The sequence below is a fragment of the Streptomyces sp. NPDC002004 genome (genome assembly GCF_053593975.1).
The window spans coordinates 184,428-204,526 of record NZ_JBSFDP010000007.1; the positions used below are offsets into that span (position 1 = coordinate 184,428).

General features: G+C 72.0%; 20 protein-coding genes. 4 read left to right on the plus strand and 16 right to left on the minus strand.

What is annotated here, in order from left to right; genetic code table 11:
* Positions 1-26: 26 nt before the first annotated feature.
* The 5 genes from ACWCP6_RS14415 to ACWCP6_RS14435 form a co-directional block, all read right to left on the minus strand.
* Positions 27-890, minus strand: coding sequence for an ATP-binding cassette domain-containing protein (locus tag ACWCP6_RS14415; RefSeq protein WP_450932723.1), 864 nt, complete (start codon positions 888-890; stop codon positions 27-29).
* Positions 887-1,942 (minus strand): ABC transporter permease, encoded by a 1,056-nt coding sequence (locus tag ACWCP6_RS14420; RefSeq protein WP_450932724.1) that lies wholly within the window; start codon positions 1,940-1,942, stop codon positions 887-889. The genes ACWCP6_RS14415 and ACWCP6_RS14420 overlap by 4 nt, the downstream gene beginning before the upstream one ends.
* Complete coding sequence (locus tag ACWCP6_RS14425) at positions 1,939-2,955, minus strand: sugar ABC transporter substrate-binding protein (protein ID WP_450932725.1); 1,017 nt, start codon at positions 2,953-2,955, stop codon at positions 1,939-1,941. Before ACWCP6_RS14425 ends, ACWCP6_RS14420 begins: the two co-directional genes overlap by 4 nt.
* A 164-nt stretch (positions 2,956-3,119) precedes the next feature.
* Complete coding sequence (locus ACWCP6_RS14430) at positions 3,120-4,112, minus strand: sugar ABC transporter substrate-binding protein (protein ID WP_450932726.1); 993 nt, start codon at positions 4,110-4,112, stop codon at positions 3,120-3,122.
* A 123-nt stretch (positions 4,113-4,235) separates the two neighbouring features.
* Positions 4,236-4,973 (minus strand): GntR family transcriptional regulator, encoded by a 738-nt coding sequence (locus ACWCP6_RS14435; protein ID WP_450932825.1) that lies wholly within the window; start codon positions 4,971-4,973, stop codon positions 4,236-4,238.
* 127 nt (positions 4,974-5,100) lie between these two features.
* Here ACWCP6_RS14435 and ACWCP6_RS14440 point away from each other — a divergent pair, with 127 nt between their 5' ends.
* A complete protein-coding gene (locus ACWCP6_RS14440) occupies positions 5,101-6,114 on the plus strand; it encodes a Gfo/Idh/MocA family protein (protein WP_450932727.1) in 1,014 nt (337 codons plus the stop codon).
* 161 nt (positions 6,115-6,275) lie between these two features.
* Here ACWCP6_RS14440 and ACWCP6_RS14445 read toward each other — a convergent pair whose 3' ends face one another.
* The 5 genes from ACWCP6_RS14445 to ACWCP6_RS14465 form a co-directional block, all read right to left on the minus strand.
* Positions 6,276-7,475, minus strand: a complete 1,200-nt coding sequence (locus ACWCP6_RS14445; protein WP_450932728.1) for a cytochrome P450 family protein — start codon at positions 7,473-7,475, stop codon at positions 6,276-6,278.
* 50 nt (positions 7,476-7,525) lie between these two features.
* Positions 7,526-7,954: a PaaI family thioesterase gene (locus ACWCP6_RS14450; RefSeq protein ID WP_450932729.1), complete on the minus strand. Its 429-nt coding sequence runs from the start codon at positions 7,952-7,954 to the stop codon at positions 7,526-7,528.
* Positions 7,955-8,024: 70 nt separating this feature from the next.
* A complete protein-coding gene (locus ACWCP6_RS14455; RefSeq protein ID WP_450932730.1) occupies positions 8,025-9,209 on the minus strand; it encodes a cytochrome P450 family protein in 1,185 nt (394 codons plus the stop codon).
* A 121-nt stretch (positions 9,210-9,330) separates the two neighbouring features.
* Positions 9,331-10,002: a response regulator transcription factor gene (locus ACWCP6_RS14460; RefSeq protein ID WP_450932731.1), complete on the minus strand. Its 672-nt coding sequence runs from the start codon at positions 10,000-10,002 to the stop codon at positions 9,331-9,333.
* Positions 10,003-10,151: 149 nt separating this feature from the next.
* Positions 10,152-11,408, minus strand: coding sequence for a sensor histidine kinase (locus ACWCP6_RS14465; RefSeq protein ID WP_450932732.1), 1,257 nt, complete (start codon positions 11,406-11,408; stop codon positions 10,152-10,154).
* Between the two features lie 180 nt (positions 11,409-11,588).
* Here ACWCP6_RS14465 and ACWCP6_RS14470 point away from each other — a divergent pair, with 180 nt between their 5' ends.
* Entirely contained in the window at positions 11,589-11,858 is a 270-nt protein-coding gene (locus ACWCP6_RS14470) for a hypothetical protein (protein ID WP_450932733.1), read from the plus strand.
* 110 nt (positions 11,859-11,968) lie between these two features.
* Here ACWCP6_RS14470 and ACWCP6_RS14475 read toward each other — a convergent pair whose 3' ends face one another.
* Together ACWCP6_RS14475 and ACWCP6_RS14480 are read right to left on the minus strand one after the other, a co-directional pair.
* Positions 11,969-12,394 carry a ribonuclease domain-containing protein gene (locus ACWCP6_RS14475; protein WP_450932734.1) on the minus strand — a complete coding sequence of 142 codons (426 nt, stop codon included), beginning with the start codon at positions 12,392-12,394 and terminating at the stop codon, positions 11,969-11,971.
* A gap of 242 nt (positions 12,395-12,636) precedes the next feature.
* Positions 12,637-13,458, minus strand: coding sequence for an AIM24 family protein (locus tag ACWCP6_RS14480; protein WP_450932735.1), 822 nt, complete (start codon positions 13,456-13,458; stop codon positions 12,637-12,639).
* Positions 13,459-13,645: 187 nt separating this feature from the next.
* On the opposite strand from ACWCP6_RS14480, the gene ACWCP6_RS14485 reads away from it, so the two are divergent.
* Positions 13,646-14,380, plus strand: coding sequence for an SDR family oxidoreductase (locus ACWCP6_RS14485; RefSeq protein WP_450932736.1), 735 nt, complete (start codon positions 13,646-13,648; stop codon positions 14,378-14,380).
* An 83-nt stretch (positions 14,381-14,463) separates the two neighbouring features.
* Here the strand turns inward: ACWCP6_RS14485 and alc are convergent, their stop codons facing one another.
* Positions 14,464-15,579, minus strand: a complete 1,116-nt coding sequence (gene alc, locus ACWCP6_RS14490; protein WP_450932737.1) for an allantoicase — start codon at positions 15,577-15,579, stop codon at positions 14,464-14,466.
* Between the two features lie 99 nt (positions 15,580-15,678).
* Positions 15,679-17,016, minus strand: a complete 1,338-nt coding sequence (gene allB / locus ACWCP6_RS14495) for an allantoinase AllB (RefSeq protein WP_450932738.1) — start codon at positions 17,014-17,016, stop codon at positions 15,679-15,681.
* Between the two features lie 399 nt (positions 17,017-17,415).
* Here allB and ACWCP6_RS14500 point away from each other — a divergent pair, with 399 nt between their 5' ends.
* Positions 17,416-18,219: an IclR family transcriptional regulator gene (locus tag ACWCP6_RS14500; RefSeq protein WP_450932739.1), complete on the plus strand. Its 804-nt coding sequence runs from the start codon at positions 17,416-17,418 to the stop codon at positions 18,217-18,219.
* A gap of 56 nt (positions 18,220-18,275) precedes the next feature.
* Here ACWCP6_RS14500 and ACWCP6_RS14505 read toward each other — a convergent pair whose 3' ends face one another.
* Complete coding sequence (locus ACWCP6_RS14505) at positions 18,276-18,965, minus strand: ABC transporter ATP-binding protein (RefSeq protein WP_450932740.1); 690 nt, start codon at positions 18,963-18,965, stop codon at positions 18,276-18,278.
* The gene (locus ACWCP6_RS14510; RefSeq protein ID WP_450932741.1) at positions 18,962-20,026 is read right to left on the minus strand and encodes an ABC transporter permease; all 1,065 of its coding nucleotides are present in this window, start codon (positions 20,024-20,026) and stop codon (positions 18,962-18,964) included. Before ACWCP6_RS14510 ends, ACWCP6_RS14505 begins: the two co-directional genes overlap by 4 nt.
* Positions 20,027-20,099: the final 73 nt, after the last annotated feature.

Below are 20,099 nucleotides of genomic sequence, written 5' to 3' on the forward strand. Positions count from 1 at the left end.
CGCATAAGGAGCCGGGTCGCGCTGCCTCACGCGTCGGTGGCCTCACCCTTCGTGACCTTGGTGGGGTGCCCGCCCAGGTGGGTCGGCACGGGGGCCCGCTCCAGCTCGTGCCGCAGGGCCTCCAGCTCGCTGCCGCCCGCCATCTGCCGGGTCAGCTCGTCTAGCGTCACGTCGTCCTTGGCGTAGCTGCCGGACATCGTGCCGCGCTTGAGCAGGACGAAGCGGTCGCCGACCAGATACGCGTGGTGGGGGTTGTGCGTGATCAGGACCACGCCCAGCCCGGCGTCCCTGGCGGCGGCGACGTACTTGAGGACGACGCCGGACTGCTTGACGCCGAGGGCGGCGGTCGGTTCGTCGAGGACGAGGACCTTGGCGCCGAAGTAGACGGCTCGGGCGATCGCGACGCACTGCCGCTCGCCGCCCGAGAGGGTGCCGATGGGCTGGTCGACGTCACGCAGGTCGATGCCCATGCGCAGCAGCTCCGACCGGGTGGTGCGGCGCATGAGGTCGACGTCCATGCGCTTGAAGGGACCCGTCCCCTTCGTCGGCTCGGAGCCGAGGAAGAAGTTCCGCCAGACCGGCATCAGCGGGACGACGGCGAGGTCCTGGTAGACGGTGGCGATCCCGCGGTCCAGTGCCTCGCGGGGGGAGGACAGCTTCGCCTCCTCGCCCTCGATGCGGAAGCTGCCCGCGTCGTGCCGGTGCAGTCCGGCGACGATCTTGATGAGGGTGGACTTGCCGGCGCCGTTGTCGCCGAGGACGCAGGAGATCTCTCCGGCGTGCACCTCCAGCGAGACGCCTTCGAGGGCGCGGATGTTGCCGTAGTACTTGCTGACGGAGTCGAGCCGGACGAGGGCCGTCCGCTCGGCCGCCTTCGGGGCTGTCGTCATTTGATGGCCTCCGCGCGCTTGCGGACCCAGGCGTTCAGCAGGGTCGCGAGGAGCAGCATCGCTCCGAGGAAGAACTTGAACCAGTCGGGGTTCCACTCGGCGAAGACGATGCCCTTGCTCGTCATGCCGAAGATCAGCGCACCGACCGCCGCGCCGACGGCGGAGCCGTAGCCGCCGGTGATCAGGCAGCCGCCGATGACGGCCGCGATGATGTAGATCAGTTCATTGCCGACGCCTTCTCCGGACTGCACGACGTCGAAGGAGAAGAGCAGATGCTGCCCGGAGATCCAGGCGCCCAGGGCGACGCCCATGTACAGGCCGATCTTGGTCTTGTTCACCGGGACGCCGACCGCGCGGGCGGCGTCCGAGCCGCCGCCGACGGCGAAGATCCAGTTGCCGACGCGGGTGCGCAGCAGGATCCAGGTGGCGACGGCGACCAGGACGAGCCACCACAGGATGGTGATCTTGAAGTCGACGCCGCCGATGGTGAGCGTCGAGGCGAAGACGTCCTTGGCGGAGGAGAAGCCCTCCATGTCGGAGATCGACTTGGTGGAGACCGTGCCGCTGATCAGCTTGGTGAAGCCGAGGTTCATACCGGTCAGCATCAGGAAGGTACCGAGCGTGATGATGAAGCTCGGCGGGTCGGTGCGGACCAGCATCACGCCGTTGAAGACACCGATCGCGAGGGTCACCAGCAGCGACACGCCGACGCCGACCCAGACGTTGGCGGTCATCTGGTAGCTGAACATCGACGAGACCAGCGCGGAGGTCGTCACCATGACGCCCGCGGAGAGGTCGAACTCGCCGCCGATCATCAGCAGTGCGACCGGCACCGCCATGATGCCGATCACCGAGGCCCCGTACAGGACGGTGCTGAGGCTCGCGGGCTGGAGAAAGCTGTCGGCGAAGATCGCGAAGAAGATGAAGACGGCGATCGCGCCGACGACCGAGCCCAGCTCGGGGCGGCCGAGGAGCTTGCGCAGCGGCGAGGTCTTCAGAAGGCGTTCGTCGGGCTGGGTGTCCGGCGCGGGCGCCGGAGCGGTGGCGGTCATCGGGTCCCCCGCTTCGTGTAGTCCTCCAGGGCGGCGGCCTGGTCCTTGGTGATGATCTGCGGGCCGGTCAGGACGGGCTTGCCCCCGCCGAGGACGTCGGCGTTGTACTTGTAGAGCCACAGCAGGTCCACGGCCTCGTAACCCTGGAGGTAGGGCTGCTGGTCGACGGCGAAGCCGAGCGTGGCGTTCTTCAGCTCCGCCGCGACCTTGGCGTTGAGGTCGAAGGTGTCGATCTCGGCCTTGCTGCCGGCGTCCTGCCTGGCCTGGACGGCGGTGTCCGCGAAGGGTGCGCCCAGCGTGACGACCGCGTCGATGGAGTGGTCGGCCTGCAGCTTGGCGCCGATGGAGGCGCGCACGTCGGGCATGTTGGTGCCGTCGACGTACAGCTTCTGCATCCGGCCCTTGAAGGTGCTCGCGGCGCCGTCGCAGCGCTGCTCGTGGCCGACGTTGCCCTGCTCGTGCAGGACGCACAGGGCGTTCTTGCGGCCGCGCTTGTTGAGCTCGTTGCCGACGGCCTGGCCCGCGATCGTCTCGTCCTGCCCGATGTGGGTGAGGGCGCCGAACTTCTTGGACTCCCCGGAGCCCGAGTTCACGGTGATCACGGGGATGCCGGCCTTCTCGGCGCGGGCAACTGCGGCCTTCATCGCATCGGGCTTGGCGAGCGTCACGATGATCCCGTCGACCTTCTTGTCGACGGCCGCGTCGACGAGCTGGGCCTGCTGCTGGGCCTGGTCGTCGTGCGAGTACAGGAAGTTGATGTTGTCCTTGACGGCGGCCTGCTTGGCGCCGTTCTGGACGATGTCCCAGAAGGTGTCGCCCTCACCGGAGTGCGTCACCATCGCGAAGGTCCAGCGTGGAGTGTTCACCGCGGCCTTCCCCTGGGCGGTGGCTGCCCTCCGGGCGTCCTCGGCACGTTTGCCACCGGTGCTGCTGCACCCCGCGAGGGACGATGCGCCGAGCACCGCCACCAGAACGGCCCCCACCGCACGTACCCCTGTCCGAACCCTTGCCACGACGCCGCGCCCTTCTTGCTCCACTACTCCTCGGTACGCCCAAGTATCGCCGACCCTTGATCGCCCCTGCCGGGCAGGTCCACGGGGCCCCGGGCGGCCTCCGTCCGGGGGCCGGGCGGCCGCCCCCCGGACGCGTGCCGGGCACACCGGGATCGCGCACATGGTCATCGGGTGCCGCGTGCCGTGTACTTCTCGAGGGCGGGGACGTCCTTCCCGGTGATGATCTGGGGGCCGGTCAGCACGGGCCTGCCGCCGCCGATGACGTTCGCGTTGGTCTTGTACAGCCACAGCTCGTCCACGGCGAGATAGCCCTGGAGGTAGGGCTGCTGGTCCACGGCGAAGCCGACCTCCTTGGCCTTGAGGCGCTTGACGACCTCGGCGTTCAGGTCGAAGGTGTCGATCTCCGCCTTGCTGCCGGCGTCGTCCTTCGCCTTGACGGCGAGAGCGGCGATGGGGGCGCCGAGGGCGACGACGGCGTCGATGCCCTTCGACGCCTGGAGCTTGGCCTCGACGGACGACTGGGCGGCGGGTGCGTTGGTGCCCTCGACGTTGAGGTTCTCGACGGAGCCCTTGAAGGTCTTCTTGACGCCTGCGCAGCGCTGCTCCAGGGAGACGTTGCCCTGTTCGTGGATCACACAGAGGGCCTTCTTCAGACCCCGCTTGTTCAGCTCGTCGCCGACCGCCTCACCGGCCACGGACTCGTCCTGGCCGATGTGCGTGAGCGCCCCGAACTTCCTGGAGAACTCCGCCCCCGAGTTGATCGTGACGACCGGTATGCCGGCCGCCTCGGCCTTGGCGAGGACGTCCTTCATCGCCTCGGGCTTGGCCAGCGTGACGATCAGCCCATCGACCTTCTTGTCGATCGCGGACTGGACCAGCTGCGCCTGGCCGTTCGCCTCCTTGTCGTTGGAGTAGAGGAACTGGACGTTGTCCTTGGCCGCCGCCTGCTTGGCGCCGCTCTGGACGATGTCCCAGAAGGTGTCGCCCTCGCCCGAGTGGGTCACCATGGCGATCTTCAGCCGCGGCGTGTTCGCGGCCTTGCCGCCACCGGAACCGCCGCCGGACCCGTCCTCCGACGCCTTGCCGCCGGAGCTGCTGCATCCGGCGGCAAGCGCCATCGCGGCGATCACTGCTGCTGCCGTGCGGGCTCTACGCATCGTGGGACCACCTCTTCTCCGGCCGCCCGGTTGCGGCTGGAGGGAGTTCTAGCCCTGTGCGCACGGCAACGTCAATGGGTTTGTCAGAACATTCTTACTGCCGCACAAACCCGCCCGGCGCCTTCACGGACGTACGAGCAGCTGGAACTCGAAGGAGTAGCGCGAGGCCCGGTACGTGTGCGAGCCGAACTCGACGGCCCGGCCGGTGTCGTCGAAGGTGGTGCGCTGCATCGTGAGCAGCGGCGCCCCCTCCGGCTCGCCGAGCCGCTCGCCCTCCTCGGCCGTCGCGGCCCGCGCCCCGACGGACTGGCGGGCGCTGTGCAGGGTGATGCCGGCGCCCCGCATCAGCCGGTAGAGGCCGGTGGCCTCCAGCTGCGCGGTGTCCAGGTCCAGCAGCCCGGTCGGCAGATGGTTGCAGAGGTACGCCATGGGCTCGCCGTGGGCCAGCCGCAGCCGCTCCACACGGTGCACCTCACCGCCTTCGGTGACCCCGAGCGCGGCGGCCACCTCGGCGGACGCGGGCACCAGCACATTGCTCAGGACACGGGTGGCCGGACGCTGCCCCGCCGCCTCCAGGTCGTCGTAGAGGCTGCTGAGCTCCAGCGGGCGCTTGACCTGGCTGTGCACCACCTGGGTACCCACGCCGCGGCGCCGCACCAGCAGGCCCTTGTCGACGAGCGACTGGATGGCCTGGCGGACGGTCGGGCGGGACAGGCCGAGGCGGCCGGCCAGCTCGATCTCGTTGCCGAGGAGGCTGCCGGGGGTGAGCGTCCCGTGCTCGATCGCCGCCTCCAGCTGCTGGGCCAGCTGGAAGTACAGCGGCACGGGGCTGCTGCGGTCCACGCCGAGCTGGAGCGTCACGGTCGGATCGACTTCTGGTTTGGGCACGGGGCGAGCGTAGTCGCAGGAAATGATGACGGGAAGTTGTGAAGTTCGATTGTCCGGACAAACCATTGACAGGGCGCGGGGCCGACGCCAGGTTGTACCCATGCGCATCGGACTCATCGGAACGGGCCGCATCGGCACCTTTCATGCGGCAGTCTTGAACCGCCACCGCGAGGTCGGCTCCCTCGTCGTGACCGACGCCGACCCCGCGCGGGCGGCCGCCCTGGCGGACCGGATCGGGGCGACTGCGGCGCCCACCGTGGACGAGATCTTCACCTGGGGCGTCGACGCCGTCATCATCACGGCCGCGACCTCGGCGCACGCCGAGCTGATCGGCCGCGCCGCACGCGCGGGGCTGCCGGTCTTCTGCGAGAAGCCCATCGCCCTGGACCTGTCGGGCACCCTGGCCGCGCTGCGGGAAGTGGACGCCGCCGGCACGATCCTGCAGCTCGGCTTCCAGCGGCGCTTCGACGCCGGCTACTCGGCAGCGCGCGATGCGGTGCGCTCCGGCAGTCTCGGCAGGCTGCACACCGTCCGGGCGATCACCTCGGACCCGGCGCCGCCGCCGGCCGCGTATCTGCCGCTGTCCGGTGGGCTCTACAGGGACTGCCTGGTGCACGACTTCGACATCCTGCGCTGGGTGACGGGGCGTGAGGTGAGCGAGGTGTACGCGACCGGGTCCGACGCGGGGCCCGCGATGTTCCGGGAGGCGGGTGACGTCGACACCGCCGCTGTCGTGCTGACCCTCGACGACGGCACACTCGCCACGGCGACGGCGACCCGGTGCAACGGCGCCGGGTACGACGTCCGCATGGAACTCGCCGGTGAACTGGACCAGGTCGTGGTGGGGCTGGACGACCGCACGCCGATCGCCTCGACGGAGCCCGGCGGGCCACCGGCCGCCGACAAGCCGTGGACCGGCTTCCTGGAGCGGTTCGCACCCGCGTACGAGGCGGAACTGCGGGCGTTCGTCGACGTGCTGGGGGGCGAGCGGGACAACCCGTGCGACGGTCGCGAGGCGCTCCATGCGCTGCGGATCGCCGAGGCGTGCGAGCTGTCGCGCAGGGAGCGCAGGCCCGTCCGGCTGGAGGAGATCCCCGGGGCACCGGGGGCCTGACCTCGGCCCGGTGCGCCGGTACCGGGCGCCCGGGGATCGGGCGGGCCCCGGCCGGGCCCGGGTGGGCCACGCGGTGGGACGCAGCCCGCCTCAGGCCCCCAGGGCCGCCCGTCGGCGCGGGCGGCCCTTAGGTTCCCCGGACCCGGCACCGGGCGTCGCCGCTACCAGCGGACCGGCAGCCGCTCCGGGCCGCGGATCAGCATGCCCGTGCGCCAGGTGATCGCCGCCGGGGAGATGTCGAGGGACAGGCCGGGGAAGCGGTCCAGCAGGGAGCGGATGGCGATGCGGGCCTCCAGACGGGCCAGCGGGGCGCCCAGGCAGTGGTGGATGCCGTGGCCGAACGCGACATGGCCGCGGGCGTCCCGCCGGATGTCGAACCGGGCCGGCTCGTCGAACCGCGCCGGGTCGCGGTCGGCGTCGGCCATCGCGATCAGCACCAGCTCACCGCCGCCGGGGATGGTGGTGCCGCCGATGTCCAGCGGCTCGGTGGTGAAGCGGTACGTGGGCGTCTCCACCGGACCGTCGTAGCGCAGCATCTCCTCGACCGCCTTGTCGATCAGGCCGTCGAAGTCCGCGCGCAGTGCGGCCATCTGCTCGGGATGGGTGAGCAGGGCCAGCACACCGTTCGAGATGAGGTTGACCGTGGTCTCGTGCCCGGCGACCAGCAGCAGCCAGGACATGCCGAGGAGTTCGTCGCCGGTGAGCCGGTCGCCGTCCTCGTCGGCGGTGTGGATGAGGGCGCTCATCAGGTCGTCGCCGGGATGTGCGCGCTTCTCGTCGAGCAGGCGCGGGAGGTAGGCGCCCATCTCCTTCGCGGCGGCCGTCCGGGCCGCCTCGTCGGTCGCCGAGACCGCGACGTTCGACCAGGCGCGGAAGCGCTCGCGGTCGAGGAAGGGCACGCCGAGGAGATCGCAGATGACGGACATCGGCAGCGGGAACGACAGTGCCTCGACCAGGTCCGCGCGGCGGTCCTCGGCGGCGAGCATCGCGTCCAGCAGTTCGTCCGTCATCCGCTGGACGCGCGGGGCGAGCCCTTCGACCCGGCGCACGGTGAACTCCCGCGCCACGAGTTTGCGCAGCCGGGTGTGCACGGGCGTGTCGCTGCTCAGCATGGAGACGCCCGGCGTGACCGGCTGGACGCCGAGGTCCGGCGACGCACGGCGCCACTCCTTGGACAGCCGTGGGTCGGCGAGCGCGGCGCGCCCCTGTTCGTATCCGACGACGAGCCAGGCGTCGGGACCCTCGGGCATCCGGACCCGGTGCACGGGGCCCCGGGCCCGCAGCCCGGCGTAGACGGGGTAGGGGTCGCGGGTGAACTCATCGCCGAGCGCGGCGAGATCGACGATCGCCTCGTGGGTCACGTTCGTCCTTTCCTGGCTTCTGCGGGTCGGGGGTCGGGGCCGCACCGGGGTCAGGGCGCCTCCCGGGCGGCCACCAGGACGGTGCCCTGCGCCACGGCGCACAGGGTCTCTGAGCCCTCGGCGTCCACGGTGCACAGGTCGCAGCGGACGACCGCCTGCCGGCGCCCGGCGTGCACGACCTCGGCGCGGGCGAGGAGGGTCCGGCCGGTGGCCGGCCGGAGGTACTGGATGGAGAAGCCTCCCGTGAGCACGGCGGGGCCGAGCGCGGCCCCGCCGGCGAAGGTCAGGGCGTTGTCGGCGGCGTAGGAGATGACTCCACCGTGCAGAAAGCCGTTCTGCTGCCGGAGTTCCTCCCGGATGTCGACCTCCAGGGTTGCCGCGCGCCCGCCGAACGCGGTGATCCGTGCCTTCAGCAGTCTGCTGAACGGCTGGCTGTCCAGCACCTGGCGGGCCAGGTCGAGATCGAACGGTGCGGTCATGGTGCCGGGCTCCTCGGGGGCATGGCGTGGACGGTTCGGTGGGGGCGCGCCGCCGGGCCGGGCGGCGCCGCTACCAGCGCACCGGCAGGCGGCGTACGCCCCGGATGAGCATGCCCGGCAGCCAGGGACCGGCCGGGCCGTCCGCCGCCAGATCGGGGCACCGCTCCAGCAGCGACCGCAGCGCGACCCGGCCCTCGGCCCGGGCGAGCGGCGCGCCCAGGCAGTAGTGGATGCCGTGCCCGAACGCGAGGTGCCCCTGCGGTGCGCGGCGGATGTCGAAGGTGTCGGGGTCGGGGAAGCGCAGGGGGTCGCGGTCGCCCGCGGCCAGCCCGATGATCACCGACTCCCCGGCGGCGACCGGGGTGCCCGCGATGTCGAGGGGCTCCGCGGCGAAGCGGTAGGTCGCGTTCTCCACGGGCCCCTCGTAGCGCAGGAACTCCTCGATCGCGCCGTCCAGGAGGCCCATGTCGGAGCGCAGCGCGGAGAGTTGGCCGGGGTGGGTGAGCAGCAGATGCACTCCGGTCGCGATCAGGTTGACCGTGGTCTCATGGCCCGCGATGAGCAGCAGGAAGGCCATGGCGCGCAGCTCTGCCGGGGAGAGCCGGTCGCCGTCCTCGTCGGTGGTGCGCACCAGCGCGCTCAGCAGGTCGTCGGCCGGGCCGCTGCACCGTTTGTCCTCGATGAGCTCGTCCAGATAGTCGGCCAGGCCGGCGAAGGCGGCGTCGGAGGCCTCCGCGCTGGGGGGCGCCACCACGTCGTTGGACATGGCGCGGAAGGCCTCGCGGTCCATGGCGGGCACGCCGAGCAGTTCGCAGATGACGGTGAGCGGCAGCGGGAACGCGAACGACTCGACGAGGTCGGCCCGGCCACGCGGCAGCATGGCGTCGAGGAGGTCGTCCGTGATGCGGCCGATCAGCGGCAGCAGCGACTCGACGCGCCGGCCGGTGAACTCGCGGGCGACGAGTTTGCGGAGCCGGGTGTGGTCCGGGGCGTCCGCGAGCAGCAGATGGCGGCCGATCCGCTGCTCGTCGGGGGAGAGCTCACCGCTCCTGGTGATGTCCTTGGACAGCCTCGGGTCGGCGAGGGCGGCGCGCGCCTCCTCGTACCCGACGACGAGCCATCCCTCGTGGAAGTCGGAGGGTGGCGGCATCCGGACCCGGTGCACCGGGCCGATGGCGCGCAGCCGGGCGTACACCTCGTGCGGGTCGTCGTTGAACGCCGGTCCGAACTCTCCGAGATCGACGAGGTCCGCCATCTTCTGCCCCCTGTCTCCGTGCGTGGTGCGTCGGTACCGGTCCACTGCGAACGGACTGCTCCGACCCATGGTCCGGAGAGGTAACTCCCGGGACATGCCGTCCGGTTCCCGGAACGCGTGGTCAGGTCTCGTCGTCGAGCACTCCGGCGTCATAGGTCAACAGGGCTATCTGCACACGGTTGTTGAGGCCGAGTTTGGCGAGGATGCGGGAGACGTGGGTCTTGACCGTGGCCACGCTCATGTACAGCTCGGCCGCGATGTCTGCGTTGGAGGCGCCGCGGCCGACCGCGACGGCGACCTCGCGTTCCCGGTCCGCGAGCGCTTCGAGGCGGGCGCGGGCGCGCTCACGGCGGTCGTGGCGCGGTTCGGGGCCGGCGACCTGGGTGATGAGCTGGCGGGTCACCGTGGGTGACAGCACCGGGGATCCGGTGGCCACGCGGCGTACCGCCTCGACGATCTCCGCGGGCGCGGTGTCCTTCAGGACGAATCCGGCGGCACCCGCCCGCAGCGCCCGCAGGACGTGCTCGTCGGCGTGGAAGGTGGTGAGGACGATGACTTCGGGCGGGTTCTCGCCACGCCGCAGGGCTTCTGTGGCGGTGAGGCCGTCCATGGTGGGCATGCGGATGTCCATGAGGACGACGTCGGGCCGGTGCCGGTCGACGAGCGCGGCGACCTCGGAGCCGTCGGCCGCCTCGCCGACGATCTCGATGTCGTCCGCGCCGCCCAGCATGAGGGACAGGCCCGCGCGGACCAGGGGATCGTCGTCGACGAGGAGCAGCCGGATCGGATTCATGGGGTCACGGTAGCCAGGGTCGGGCGGTGTCAGGTGCGGGCCGCGGTCATGGCGTTTCGGCCAACCGGGCCGATCGCACCGCGGGGGCGGCGGTCGCGGCGCGTCCGTCGCGGCGCGTCCGTCGCGGCGCGTCCGTCACGGCGCGTCCGTCACGCCGGCCACGGGAGCCATGCCCGCACCGCGAACCCCCCGTCGCCCTCGGGCCCGTGCGCGAGCGTGCCGCCGGCGAGCGTGGCCCGCTCGGTGAGGCCGATGAGCCCCTGGCCCGAGCCGGGGACGTCCGGGACCTCGCCCGGCGGCGCGGGGTTGCGGACGGAGACGGTGAGACCGTCGCCGGGCGCACCGGAGACATGGACGCCGACATGGGCGCCCGGGGCGTGCTTCCGGGCGTTGGTGAGGGCCTCCTGGGCAATGCGGTAGGCGGTGCGGCCGATGGAAGCGGGCACGGCCGCAGGTTCGGCGACCCGGTTGTCGAGGTCGACCCGCGCACCGGCCTCCCGGGACTCGGCGACGAGCGCTTCGAGCGCGGCGAGGGTGGGCTGCGGGCGCCCGGCCGCGTCACCGTCCCCGGCGCGCAGCACTCCGATGATCTCCCGCAGGTCCTGGAGCGCCTCGTGGGAGCTCTCCCGGATCACCCCGGCCGCCCGGGCGATCTCGTCGCGGGGCGCGTCCGGCCGGAATTCGAGGGCGCCCGCGTGCACGCTGAGCAGGCTCAGCCGGTGCGCGAGGACGTCGTGCATCTCGCGGGCGATCGCCTCACGGGCCAGCCGTTGCGCCTGTTCGACGCGCAGGGCGGCCTCGGTCTCGGCACGCCGGGCCCGGTCGCGCAGGCTCATCAGAAGCTGTCTCCGGGAGCGCACGAACATGCCCCAGCCGACGACGGCGACGGTGAGCACGGCGCTGAACACGACCGATGCGACATAGGACAGATCCGGCTCGGGCCAGAGCAGGAGCGACACGGCGCCCGCCGCGATCGAGGCGCCGCCGATCCAGGCGACATGACGGAAGGGCAGGTGCACGGCGACCGTGAAGAGGGCGACCACCTCCGCTCCGCCCGCGGATTCGGCCAGCACTCCGACGGGGAGCATCGCGACGGCCAGAGCCACCGGCCACCTGCGCCGCAGCCAGACGGCGGCGCAGGCCAGAGCTCCGAGCACGGCGTTCAGGACCTCGAGGTCCACGGGAACGTCCCGGGTGCCGGAATCGGGGCTCACGGACGTCAGCCACAACAGGACGGCCGCCAGAAAGCACATGACGTCGACGGCCCAGTCCCGGACGGTGCGACGGGTCCTCGCCGGCCCCTCCCGTGTGCGGTCGGGGTCCAGCTCCTTCACGACCGCCGACGGAAGCAGCCACCGGTGCCGGGGAAAGCGCGGTGCCGGCGGTGCCGCCTCATGACCTGCCATGCCGAGAAATCTACGCAACGCCGCGCCGTCGGCGCCCGGTCGGGCGCGATCCGCCGACCAAAGATGGCGGGGGTCCTCCTTTCGATGGTCCGCGGCACGCCGTGGGTACGACCGGAGCCGGCCATGGCGTCGCCCCGCGGCCGATGTCAGGGGAAGGGCCACGGGGCGAGGATGACCCGCATGCAGAAGCTGTCGAGCCGCGGCCGCATGCGGAAGCTGATGGAGTTCGTCGGATTCGTCGTGGGGAGCAGCGGAATCATGGGACTCGTGCACGAGTGGACCGGCTGGAGCCATGTCCACGGGCTGTTGGTGCGGCTTCCGGTCTTCGACGGCTACGAGCTCTACGCGAGCGTCGTGTTCACCATGCTCGGCATCGCGCTGCTCGTGGCGACGGACCGGATGAAGCGCACGGAAAGGGACGTTCACCCCGTGAAGCCCGCGGGGAACTGACCCGTACGCACGGAAGAAAGCGGGGCCGGCTCCCCCACCCGATGGTGTGGGGGAGCCGGCCCTCGCACGACCGGGGTGCGCGGGGAGCCGGCGCTCCCCGCGCTACACCGTCAACAGCCGAAGTCCACCAGCGAGAACGTCGAGTAGTGGTCGGAGGTGTAGTAGTCCTCCTGGTTGCCCTCACCGGTGACGATGCGGCGTGCGCCGCGGTCGGGGGAGCCCGGGGTGACCACGGTGTACTCGTGGTAGTAGTCGTCGCTGGACTGCTTGGGCAGCACGCCCTCACGGTTGGTGAAGACGGTGCCGTCCTTCGGATAGGGGTAGGGGCCGCCCTTCTCGATCAGGTCGAGCGTGTCGTGCGCCTCGGAGGGCAGCGTGGAGGAGCAGACGTGACCGACGTCCGCGACGCGGTACGAACCGGCCACGTGCGTCGTGGAGTTGGACGGGGTCGCGTACGCGGACGCGGCGACGGGGCCACCGACGAGAACGGTGGCGGCAAGGGCAGTGGCTGCGAGAATTCGTGGGGGGATTCGCATAAGGCCCATCATGACGCGCGTAGACGTTGACGTGTCAACGACAACTCCCGGAAGTTTTCCGGACGTTCACGAGGCGAACCGGATGTTCACGTGGTGGCGCGACCGCCTCGATCGGCACGGTGCGGCGGTGCGCAACGGCACAGCGGTGCGGCAGTCCGGCGGTCCGGCCGGCGAGGCGCCGGCACGGCGCACCGACCGGCGCGGCGACCCGAGCGGCCGTTGCAGCCCCGGGCTCCCGGCGGCTACCCCACGTTCGTGGAGAACAGGCCGCCCGTCGGGCCCTGCTTGTCGCCGCCCTGCGCCTTCTTCAGGGCGTTCGCCAGGCCCTCGATGGTGAGGGACTGCAGGATGACCCGGCCGTTGCCCTCCAGCGTGGCCAGGGACAGGCCCTCGCCGCCGAACACCATGTTCATCAGGCCCTGGCGGTTGAGACCTCCTATCCGCTGCACTCCGTACTCGATGCCCTCCTCGAAGGCGACGACACAGCCGGTGTCGACCTCGATACGGCCGCCGAAGTCCGCCGGGTTGAGGTCGATGAAATTGCCGGCACCGCAGATGATGACCGTGCCCCGGCCGGTGAACTTCTCCAGGATGAAGCCCTCACCGCCGCTCATGCCGGTGCGTCCGCCCTGGAAGGCGATGCCGAAGTCGACCGTGGACTCGGCGGCCACGAAGGCGTCCTTCTCCGCGAACCACGCACGGGTGCCGTCGAGTTCCAGGGCGCGCATCTCACCGGGCAGCACACCCGCGAATCCGACGGTGCCCTCGCCGCCCGTCGACGTGAAGTACTGGAAGGCCAGCGACTCACCGGCGAGTGCGCGCTGGCCGACCTGCATGGCGGTGCCCATGGCCTGCCGCAGCAGTCCGCCCATGCCGCCGCTGCCCTGGTCCTGCCGGCCGCCGCCGTTCGCTCCGGCGCCGGGGCCGGAGAGCCGGGTCTCCATGGTGACGTTCGTCGTCTTGAAGAGGAACTTCCCCGCCTCGCAGTACACGGTCTGCCCGGGCTGAAGGCTGACGACGGCCATCTGCATGGCATTGCCGACGATCTCTTGCTGAAGGGTCACGGCCGGACTCCCTGACGGTACGGAGGCGATGGTGCGCTGCATCAACGTACGGCACCCGCGCCGGGGTTCCGAGAGGGCCCTTGCGGCTTCCCCCGCGGCCCCGGACGCGGCGTCCGTATCCCGCCAGCACCGGGATCCTTCCGGCGATTTCCTGGGGTCCCACTCACCGATGACTTCAGGAGGTTCCATGGACGGCAAGGCGGCCGTGGTGACGGGAGGCAGCCGCGGGATCGGCGCCGCGACCGCGGTGCGGCTCGCCCGGGAGGGCGCCGACGTGGCCGTGACCTATGTGCACGGCAAGGAGGCGGCCGACGAGGTCGTGCGCAGGGTGGAGGCCGCCGGTCGTCGCGGTGTCGCCCTGAGGGCGGACTCGGCGGACGCCGCGGAGGCCGCGGAAGCCGTGGACCGCGCGGCGGAAGCGCTCGGCGGACGGCTGGACGTCCTGGTCGGCAACGCGGGGGTCGCCGCCCTCGCCCCGGTGGACGAGCTGTCGCTCGACGACGTCGACCGCGTCCTCGCGGTGAACGTCCGGGGCGTCTTCCTCGCGTCGCAGGCCGCGGCCGCGCGCATGGAGCGCGGCGGACGCATCATCACCCTCGGCAGCTGTCTGACCCGGCGCTCCCCCGGCCCCGGCACCACCCTCTACACACTGAGCAAGTCGGCCCTGACCGGTCTGACCAAGGCGCTCGCCCGGGAACTCGGCGAGCGGGGCATCACCGCGAACATCGTGCACCCCGGCCCGACCGACACCGACATGAACCCGGCCGACGGGCCGTCCGCGGCGGCGCAGAGCGCGATGACGGCGCTCGGCCGCTACGGCACCGCGGACGAGGTGGCCTCGCTGGTGGCGTATCTGGCGAGTGACGAGGCCGCGTACGTCACGGGCGCGGAGTTCACCGTGGACGGCGGCTACGGAGCGTAGGGCCGCGCCCCCTTCGCCGCGGGCCCGCGCAGGGGGCGCGGGGCGCGCCGGTGCTGTCGGGCCGGCGCGCCCGCCAGGGGGTGTCAGCCGCCCAGCTCCTGGTGACGGGCCGCGAGCCGTGCCGCGCCCTGCTCGGTGAGCGAACCGAACAGGCGCAGCCGGGAGATGCCGCCGTCCGGGAAGATGTCGATCCGCGCGTGGGTGCCCACGGCCGGGGCGTCCAGCACGAACCGGTGGTTCGTGTCGGGCTGCAGACGCGTGCGCGGCAGCACCTCGGTCCACTCGCCGCTCTCGCCGTCCTTGACGGAGACGGAGGCCCAGCCCGCGGAGTTGCCCTTCAGATACGCGGTGTCGATCTCGACGGCACGGATCTCCGACTGCGACGCGAGCCGGTAGCGGATCCAGTCGTTGCCGGTGTCGCGGCGGCGGCGGGTCTCCCAACCGTCGTCCATCTTGTGGGAGCGGCCCGGCTGGATGGTGTTGGTGGCGGGCGAGTAGAAGAGGTTGGAGGCGTCCTCGGCCCGGCCGCCGTTCTCCAGGGCGACGGCGTCGAAGGTGCCGAGGGCGGCGAGCCACTGCGGGTCCGGGACGACCTCGCCGTACACCCGGAGGCGGGCGATGCCCCCGTCGGGGTGCTGGTTGAGCCGCAGGTGCGTGAAGCGCTGCTCCACGTCGACGGCGAAGCCGTTGGCCGCGTGACCGCCGACCGGAGTGCGCTCGACGAGGGTCGTCCACTTCACGTCGCCGGCGAGCAGTTCCTCGGGCGACGGTGAGCCCGGTACGGAGGCGGCCTCGACGGACACGGCCTGCGGGTAGTTGCCGCGGAAGTGGGCGGTGTCGACGACGATGCCGCGGATCACGCCGGGGGCGCCCAGGCGGACGAGGGCCCAGTCGTGGTCGTCCTCGGTGGGCCAGGGGTGCTCCGCCGACGCGCCGCGCCGGCGGCGGGTCTCCCAGCCGTCCATGACCTTGCCCTTGTGGCCGAAGTGCTCGGGGTCGAACTCGGCGCGCCCGGGCACGAGAAGGTTCTCGCGCTGGGCGAAGAACTCGTCGTTGGCGGCGATGACACCGGCGCCGAGCCTGCGGTCGGCGAGGTTCGCGTACTGCGCGAACGGGAAGTCGGCGGTGCGGTAGTCGGCGTACGGGTCGCCTCCGCCGTACGGGCTCGCGTCGCCGGTGAAACTGGGTATCGCCGTCACGTTGATCGGGTCTTCCTTTCCAGAAGGGTGCGAGGGCCTGGGGGTGCGCGGGCCGGGGAGCGGGCCCGGGGCGCGCGGATTCTGATCAGCCGGGCAGGGTCACCCGAGCCGGGCCAGGAGCCGTCCCCGGGGCTCGGTGAACTCGCCGTCGGCCACGATGGGTTCGCCGCGCAGCCAGGTGGACCTGACGACGCCGTGCAGGGTGCGCCCCGCGTACGCGGTGACGCGGTTGCGGTGCTGCAGTCCGGCGGGGTCGACGGTGAAGGTCTCGTCGGGCGCGAGGACCGCGAAGTCGGCGTCCCGGCCGGCCTCGATGGCGCCCTTGAGGGAGAGTCCGGCCAGTTCGGCGGGCCCGGCCGACATCCAGCGGACGACGTCCTCCAGGGTGTGGCCGCGCCGCCGCGCCTCGGTCCAGATCGCCGGGAGCCCCAGCTGGAGCGAGGAGATGCCACCCCAGGCGGTGGCGAAGTCGCCGGTCTTGAGGTCGGTGGTGGAGGGCGAGTGGTCGGAGACGATGCAGTCGATCGTCCCGTCGGCGAGGCCCTCCCACAGCGCGTCCTGGTTGGCGTGCTCGCGGATGGGCGGGCAGCACTTGAACTCGGTGGCCCCGTCGGGGATCTCCTCGGCGGTGAGCGTGAGGAAGTGCGGGCAGGACTCGACGGTCAGCCGTACGCCGTCGCGCTTGGCGGCGGCGATCAGCGGCAGCGCGTCGGAGGAGGACAGGTGCAGCACGTGTACGCGCGCGTTCAGCCGCGCGGCCTGGGCGACGAGGTTCTCGATCGCGGTGTTCTCGGCGTCGCGCGGGCGCGAGGCGAGGAAGTCGGCGTACTTCGGGCCGCCCCGGTGCGGAGCGGCGGCGAGGTGGTGGGGGTCCTCGGCGTGCACGATCATCAGTCCGCCGAACCCGGCGATCTCGGCGAGGGACCGGGCGAGCTGCTCCTGGTCCAGTTCGGGGAACTCGTCGACGCCGGACGGCGAGAGGAAGCACTTGAAGCCGAAGACCCCGGCGTCGTGCAGCGGGCGCAGGTCCTTCACGTTGTCGGGCAGCGCGCCGCCCCAGAAGCCGACGTCGATGTGCGCCTTGGCGCGGGCGACCTCCTGCTTGGTGCGGAGGTTGTCGACGGTGGTGGTCGGGGGCAGCGAGTTGAGCGGCATGTCGATCAGGGTCGTGATGCCACCGGCTGCCGCCGCGCGGGTGGCCGTCCAGAAGCCCTCCCACTCGGTGCGGCCGGGGTCGTTCACATGGACGTGGGTGTCGACGAGCCCGGGCAGCAGCACGTCGTCGCCGACGTCCTCGAGCCGGGCACCGGCGGGTACCTCGGCGTCGTGCGCCAGCACCGCCGTGATCGTCCCTCCGGCGACGGCCACCGAGGCGGGCCGCGTGCCTTCGGGGGTGATGACGCGCGTCGAGCGCAGCACCAGTTCGACGTCGGACACCCGGACCCCTCTCGCTCGGTTCCCCACGCTCCCGCGCGGGCCGGAACCCTCGCTCCGCCGGGCGGAACCTTCCGCACCACGGAAATTCAACGTTCTGTTGAAGGAGTCTTCACCTCCAGCCCCACCCCGTCAAGAGTGGGACCCCTGTGACCCGACACCTCCTCCATCCGTCTGGACGATTCCACAAAGTGGAATTAGAATTCCACGAAACAGAAGGTAGATCCGCACAGGGAGACTGTCGCGCGCCCCTCGACAGCGCCCGCGAACACCGGACAAACGCGCCCTGACCGGGAAGGACGGCACGACGTACGGGGGACCCTCCGATGAACCGCCGGGTAGGCTGCTGCCTTGCCGGTCGGCCTTGAACTGCCCGACCGTCCGCCCCGAAAGGAACGCGCCGTGCCGACGTCGAGCGCCAGCACCACCGACGCCTCCAAAACGACCGCATCGAGCGGTGGTGTCCAGTCCCTCGAGCGCGCCTTCGATCTGCTCGAGCGGATGGCCGACGCCGGGGGCGAGGTCGGCCTGAGCGAGCTGTCCGCGAGCAGCGGGCTGCCGCTGCCCACCATCCACCGTCTGATGCGCACGCTGGTCGCCTGCGGATACGTGCGCCAGCAGCCCAACCGCCGCTACTCGCTGGGTCCCCGGCTGATCCGCCTCGGCGAGTCCGCGTCGCGCCTGCTGGGCACCTGGGCGCGCCCCTACCTCGCGCGGCTGGTCGAGGAGACCGGCGAGACGGCGAACATGGCGCTGCTCGACGGCGACGAGATCGTCTACGTGGCCCAGGTGCCCTCGAAGCACTCGATGCGGATGTTCACCGAGGTCGGGCGGCGGGTGCTGCCCCACTCGACGGGCGTCGGCAAGGCGCTGCTCGCGTACACCCCCGCGGATGACGTACGCGCGCTGCTCGCCCGCACCGGTATGCCGGCCGCCACGGAGAAGACCATCACCACCCCGGACGGCTTCCTCGACGCACTCGAAGAGGTACGCCGCGTCGGCTACGCGGTCGACGACAACGAGCAGGAGATCGGGGTCCGCTGCATCGCGGTCACCGTCCCCGACTCCCCCACTCCGGCGGCGATCTCCATCTCCGGCCCCGCGGGCCGGGTCACGGAGGCCGCCACCGACAAGATCGTGCCGGTGCTCCAGCAGGTGGCAGCGGACCTTTCCGAGGCCCTGACCAGTTCGGGCCCGGCCGCCTGAGACGGGCTCGGGCCCGGTGGCCCGACGGCCCTGCGGGGTCGCGGGCGCGGAATGCGTCAGGCCGGCACGGGTCTCGTCAGGCGGCCGTCCGACATCTCCACCACCTGGTCCGCCGCGGACAGACTTGTGCGGTCGTGGGTCACCAGGACCGTCGCGGTGCCGCGCTCCCGGGTCAGCGTCGACAGCAGCGTGAGGACGGCCGTGCCGCGCTCGTGGTCGAGCGCGCTGGTGGGTTCGTCGACGAGGAGCACCGACGGCGCGTTCATCAGGGCACGGGCGATGTTGACGCGCTGGCGCTGACCGCCGGACAGCTGGTGCGGGCGCCGGTGCGCCTGGCCCGCGAGCCCGACCGCCGCGAGGAGTTCACCGGCCCGCTCCCTCGCCGCACGGGGGTCCCGCCCGTCGAGCCGGGCCATGACCTGGAGCTGTTCCAGCGCGGTCAGCGCGGGCAGCAGGTTCGGCTGCTGGAAGACGATGCCGATTCCGCGCAGCCTCAGCCGCGCCCGCTCCGCGGGGGTCAGTGACCCCGTCTCCCTGCCGTCCACGACGACCCTGCCGGAGTCCGGCGTGACGAGCGTCGCGGCGACCGCGAGCAGACTGGACTTGCCGGACCCGGACGGCCCCACCACGGCGGTCAGGGTGCCCGCGGGCACCTCCAGGGCGACCCGGTCCAGCGCGGTCAGCCTGCCGTCGCCGTCGGGGTAGGTGAGGGTGATGTCGTCCAGGACGAGGTTCGCAGAGGTCATCGGGCGCTCCCCAGGGCGGTCAGTGGGTCGACGGCGGTGATGCGCCGGACGGACAGGGCGGCGCCGAGCACGCCGAGGACGATCATCACGGCGGCCGGGGCGAGGACGGTCGGCGCGTCCAGCACGAACGGCACGTGGCCGCCGATCAGGGCGCCGCTCCCGGCGGCCAGCGCCGTGCCGAGCGCGCATCCGGCGGCGAGCAGGAGCACCGCCTGCCCCAGCGCGTCCCTCAGCAGATACGAGGTCGGTGCGCCCAGTGCCTTCAGCACGGCGATGTCGCCGCTGCGCTGGATGGTCCACACCGTGAAGAACGCTCCGATGACCAGCGCCGAGATGGCGAAGAGGAAGCCGCGCATCAGCTGGAGCGAGCCGTTCTCGGCCGGGTAGGAGCCGATGGCGCCGAGCGCGTCGTCCACGGTGAGGGACCGTGTGCGGGCCGCCCTGTCTCCGGCCGCGAAGTCGGCGCCCCGGGTGCGGAGCACGACCACGGTGGCCTGTGCGCCGGACGTGCGCGACAGGCGCCGCCAGTCGTCGAACGACGTCCAGATCACGGGCGTATGGCTGTACGAGGCGTCGCCCGCGACGGCCGCGACGCGCAGGTCGACGCCGCCGACACGCACCCGGCCGCCGGGCCGGGCGCCCAGACCGGCCGCGGCCTTCCGCGAGAGCACGGCCCGGCCCGGCGCGATCCCCGGGGGCGCGACCTCGGCGTCCGGCTCGGCGCCGAACGCGGACACCGCGGCGGTGCGGTCGCCCGCGGACGCGTTGAGGGTGCGGATGCCGAGGGGGTCGGCCGAGGTGACGCCGGGCCGGGCGGCCCAGGTGTGCCAGGCGCGTGCGGGGAGCGCCGAGTCGGTGAAGGACACCGACCGGCCGTCGGGCGGCGCGGCGAACGCGAGGTGGTCGGCGGGCAGCCCGCCGATCGCCGAGGTGTTCTCCTTGGCGAGCCCGGCGGTCAGCCCGGACAGCAGACCGACGAGCAGGGTGATCAGAACGACGACGGCCCCCATCAGGGCGAACCGGCCCTTGGCGAACCGTAGGTCTCTCCATGCGACGAACATGCCTCCACCCTGGCGGCGGGACCCCTCGTCCGGCATCGCGCCGCGGCACGCTTCGCCGGGATCGAAGGAGCGA

Bases quoted from the DNA above. Each gene is read 5' to 3' on its own strand.
- ACWCP6_RS14415 (WP_450932723.1), bottom strand. From the start codon at position 890: ATGACGACAGCCCCGAAGGCGGCCGAGCGGACGGCCCTCGTCCGGCTC.
- ACWCP6_RS14420 (WP_450932724.1), bottom strand. From the start codon at position 1,942: ATGACCGCCACCGCTCCGGCGCCCGCGCCGGACACCCAGCCCGACGAA.
- ACWCP6_RS14430 (WP_450932726.1), bottom strand. From the start codon at position 4,112: ATGCGTAGAGCCCGCACGGCAGCAGCAGTGATCGCCGCGATGGCGCTT.
- ACWCP6_RS14440 (WP_450932727.1), top strand. From the start codon at position 5,101: ATGCGCATCGGACTCATCGGAACGGGCCGCATCGGCACCTTTCATGCG.
- ACWCP6_RS14450 (WP_450932729.1), bottom strand. From the start codon at position 7,954: ATGACCGCACCGTTCGATCTCGACCTGGCCCGCCAGGTGCTGGACAGC.
- ACWCP6_RS14455 (WP_450932730.1), bottom strand. From the start codon at position 9,209: ATGGCGGACCTCGTCGATCTCGGAGAGTTCGGACCGGCGTTCAACGAC.
- ACWCP6_RS14460 (WP_450932731.1), bottom strand. From the start codon at position 10,002: ATGAATCCGATCCGGCTGCTCCTCGTCGACGACGATCCCCTGGTCCGC.
- ACWCP6_RS14465 (WP_450932732.1), bottom strand. From the start codon at position 11,408: ATGGCAGGTCATGAGGCGGCACCGCCGGCACCGCGCTTTCCCCGGCAC.
- ACWCP6_RS14470 (WP_450932733.1), top strand. From the start codon at position 11,589: ATGCAGAAGCTGTCGAGCCGCGGCCGCATGCGGAAGCTGATGGAGTTC.
- ACWCP6_RS14475 (WP_450932734.1), bottom strand. From the start codon at position 12,394: ATGCGAATCCCCCCACGAATTCTCGCAGCCACTGCCCTTGCCGCCACC.
- ACWCP6_RS14485 (WP_450932736.1), top strand. From the start codon at position 13,646: ATGGACGGCAAGGCGGCCGTGGTGACGGGAGGCAGCCGCGGGATCGGC.
- ACWCP6_RS14505 (WP_450932740.1), bottom strand. From the start codon at position 18,965: ATGACCTCTGCGAACCTCGTCCTGGACGACATCACCCTCACCTACCCC.
- ACWCP6_RS14510 (WP_450932741.1), bottom strand. From the start codon at position 20,026: ATGTTCGTCGCATGGAGAGACCTACGGTTCGCCAAGGGCCGGTTCGCC.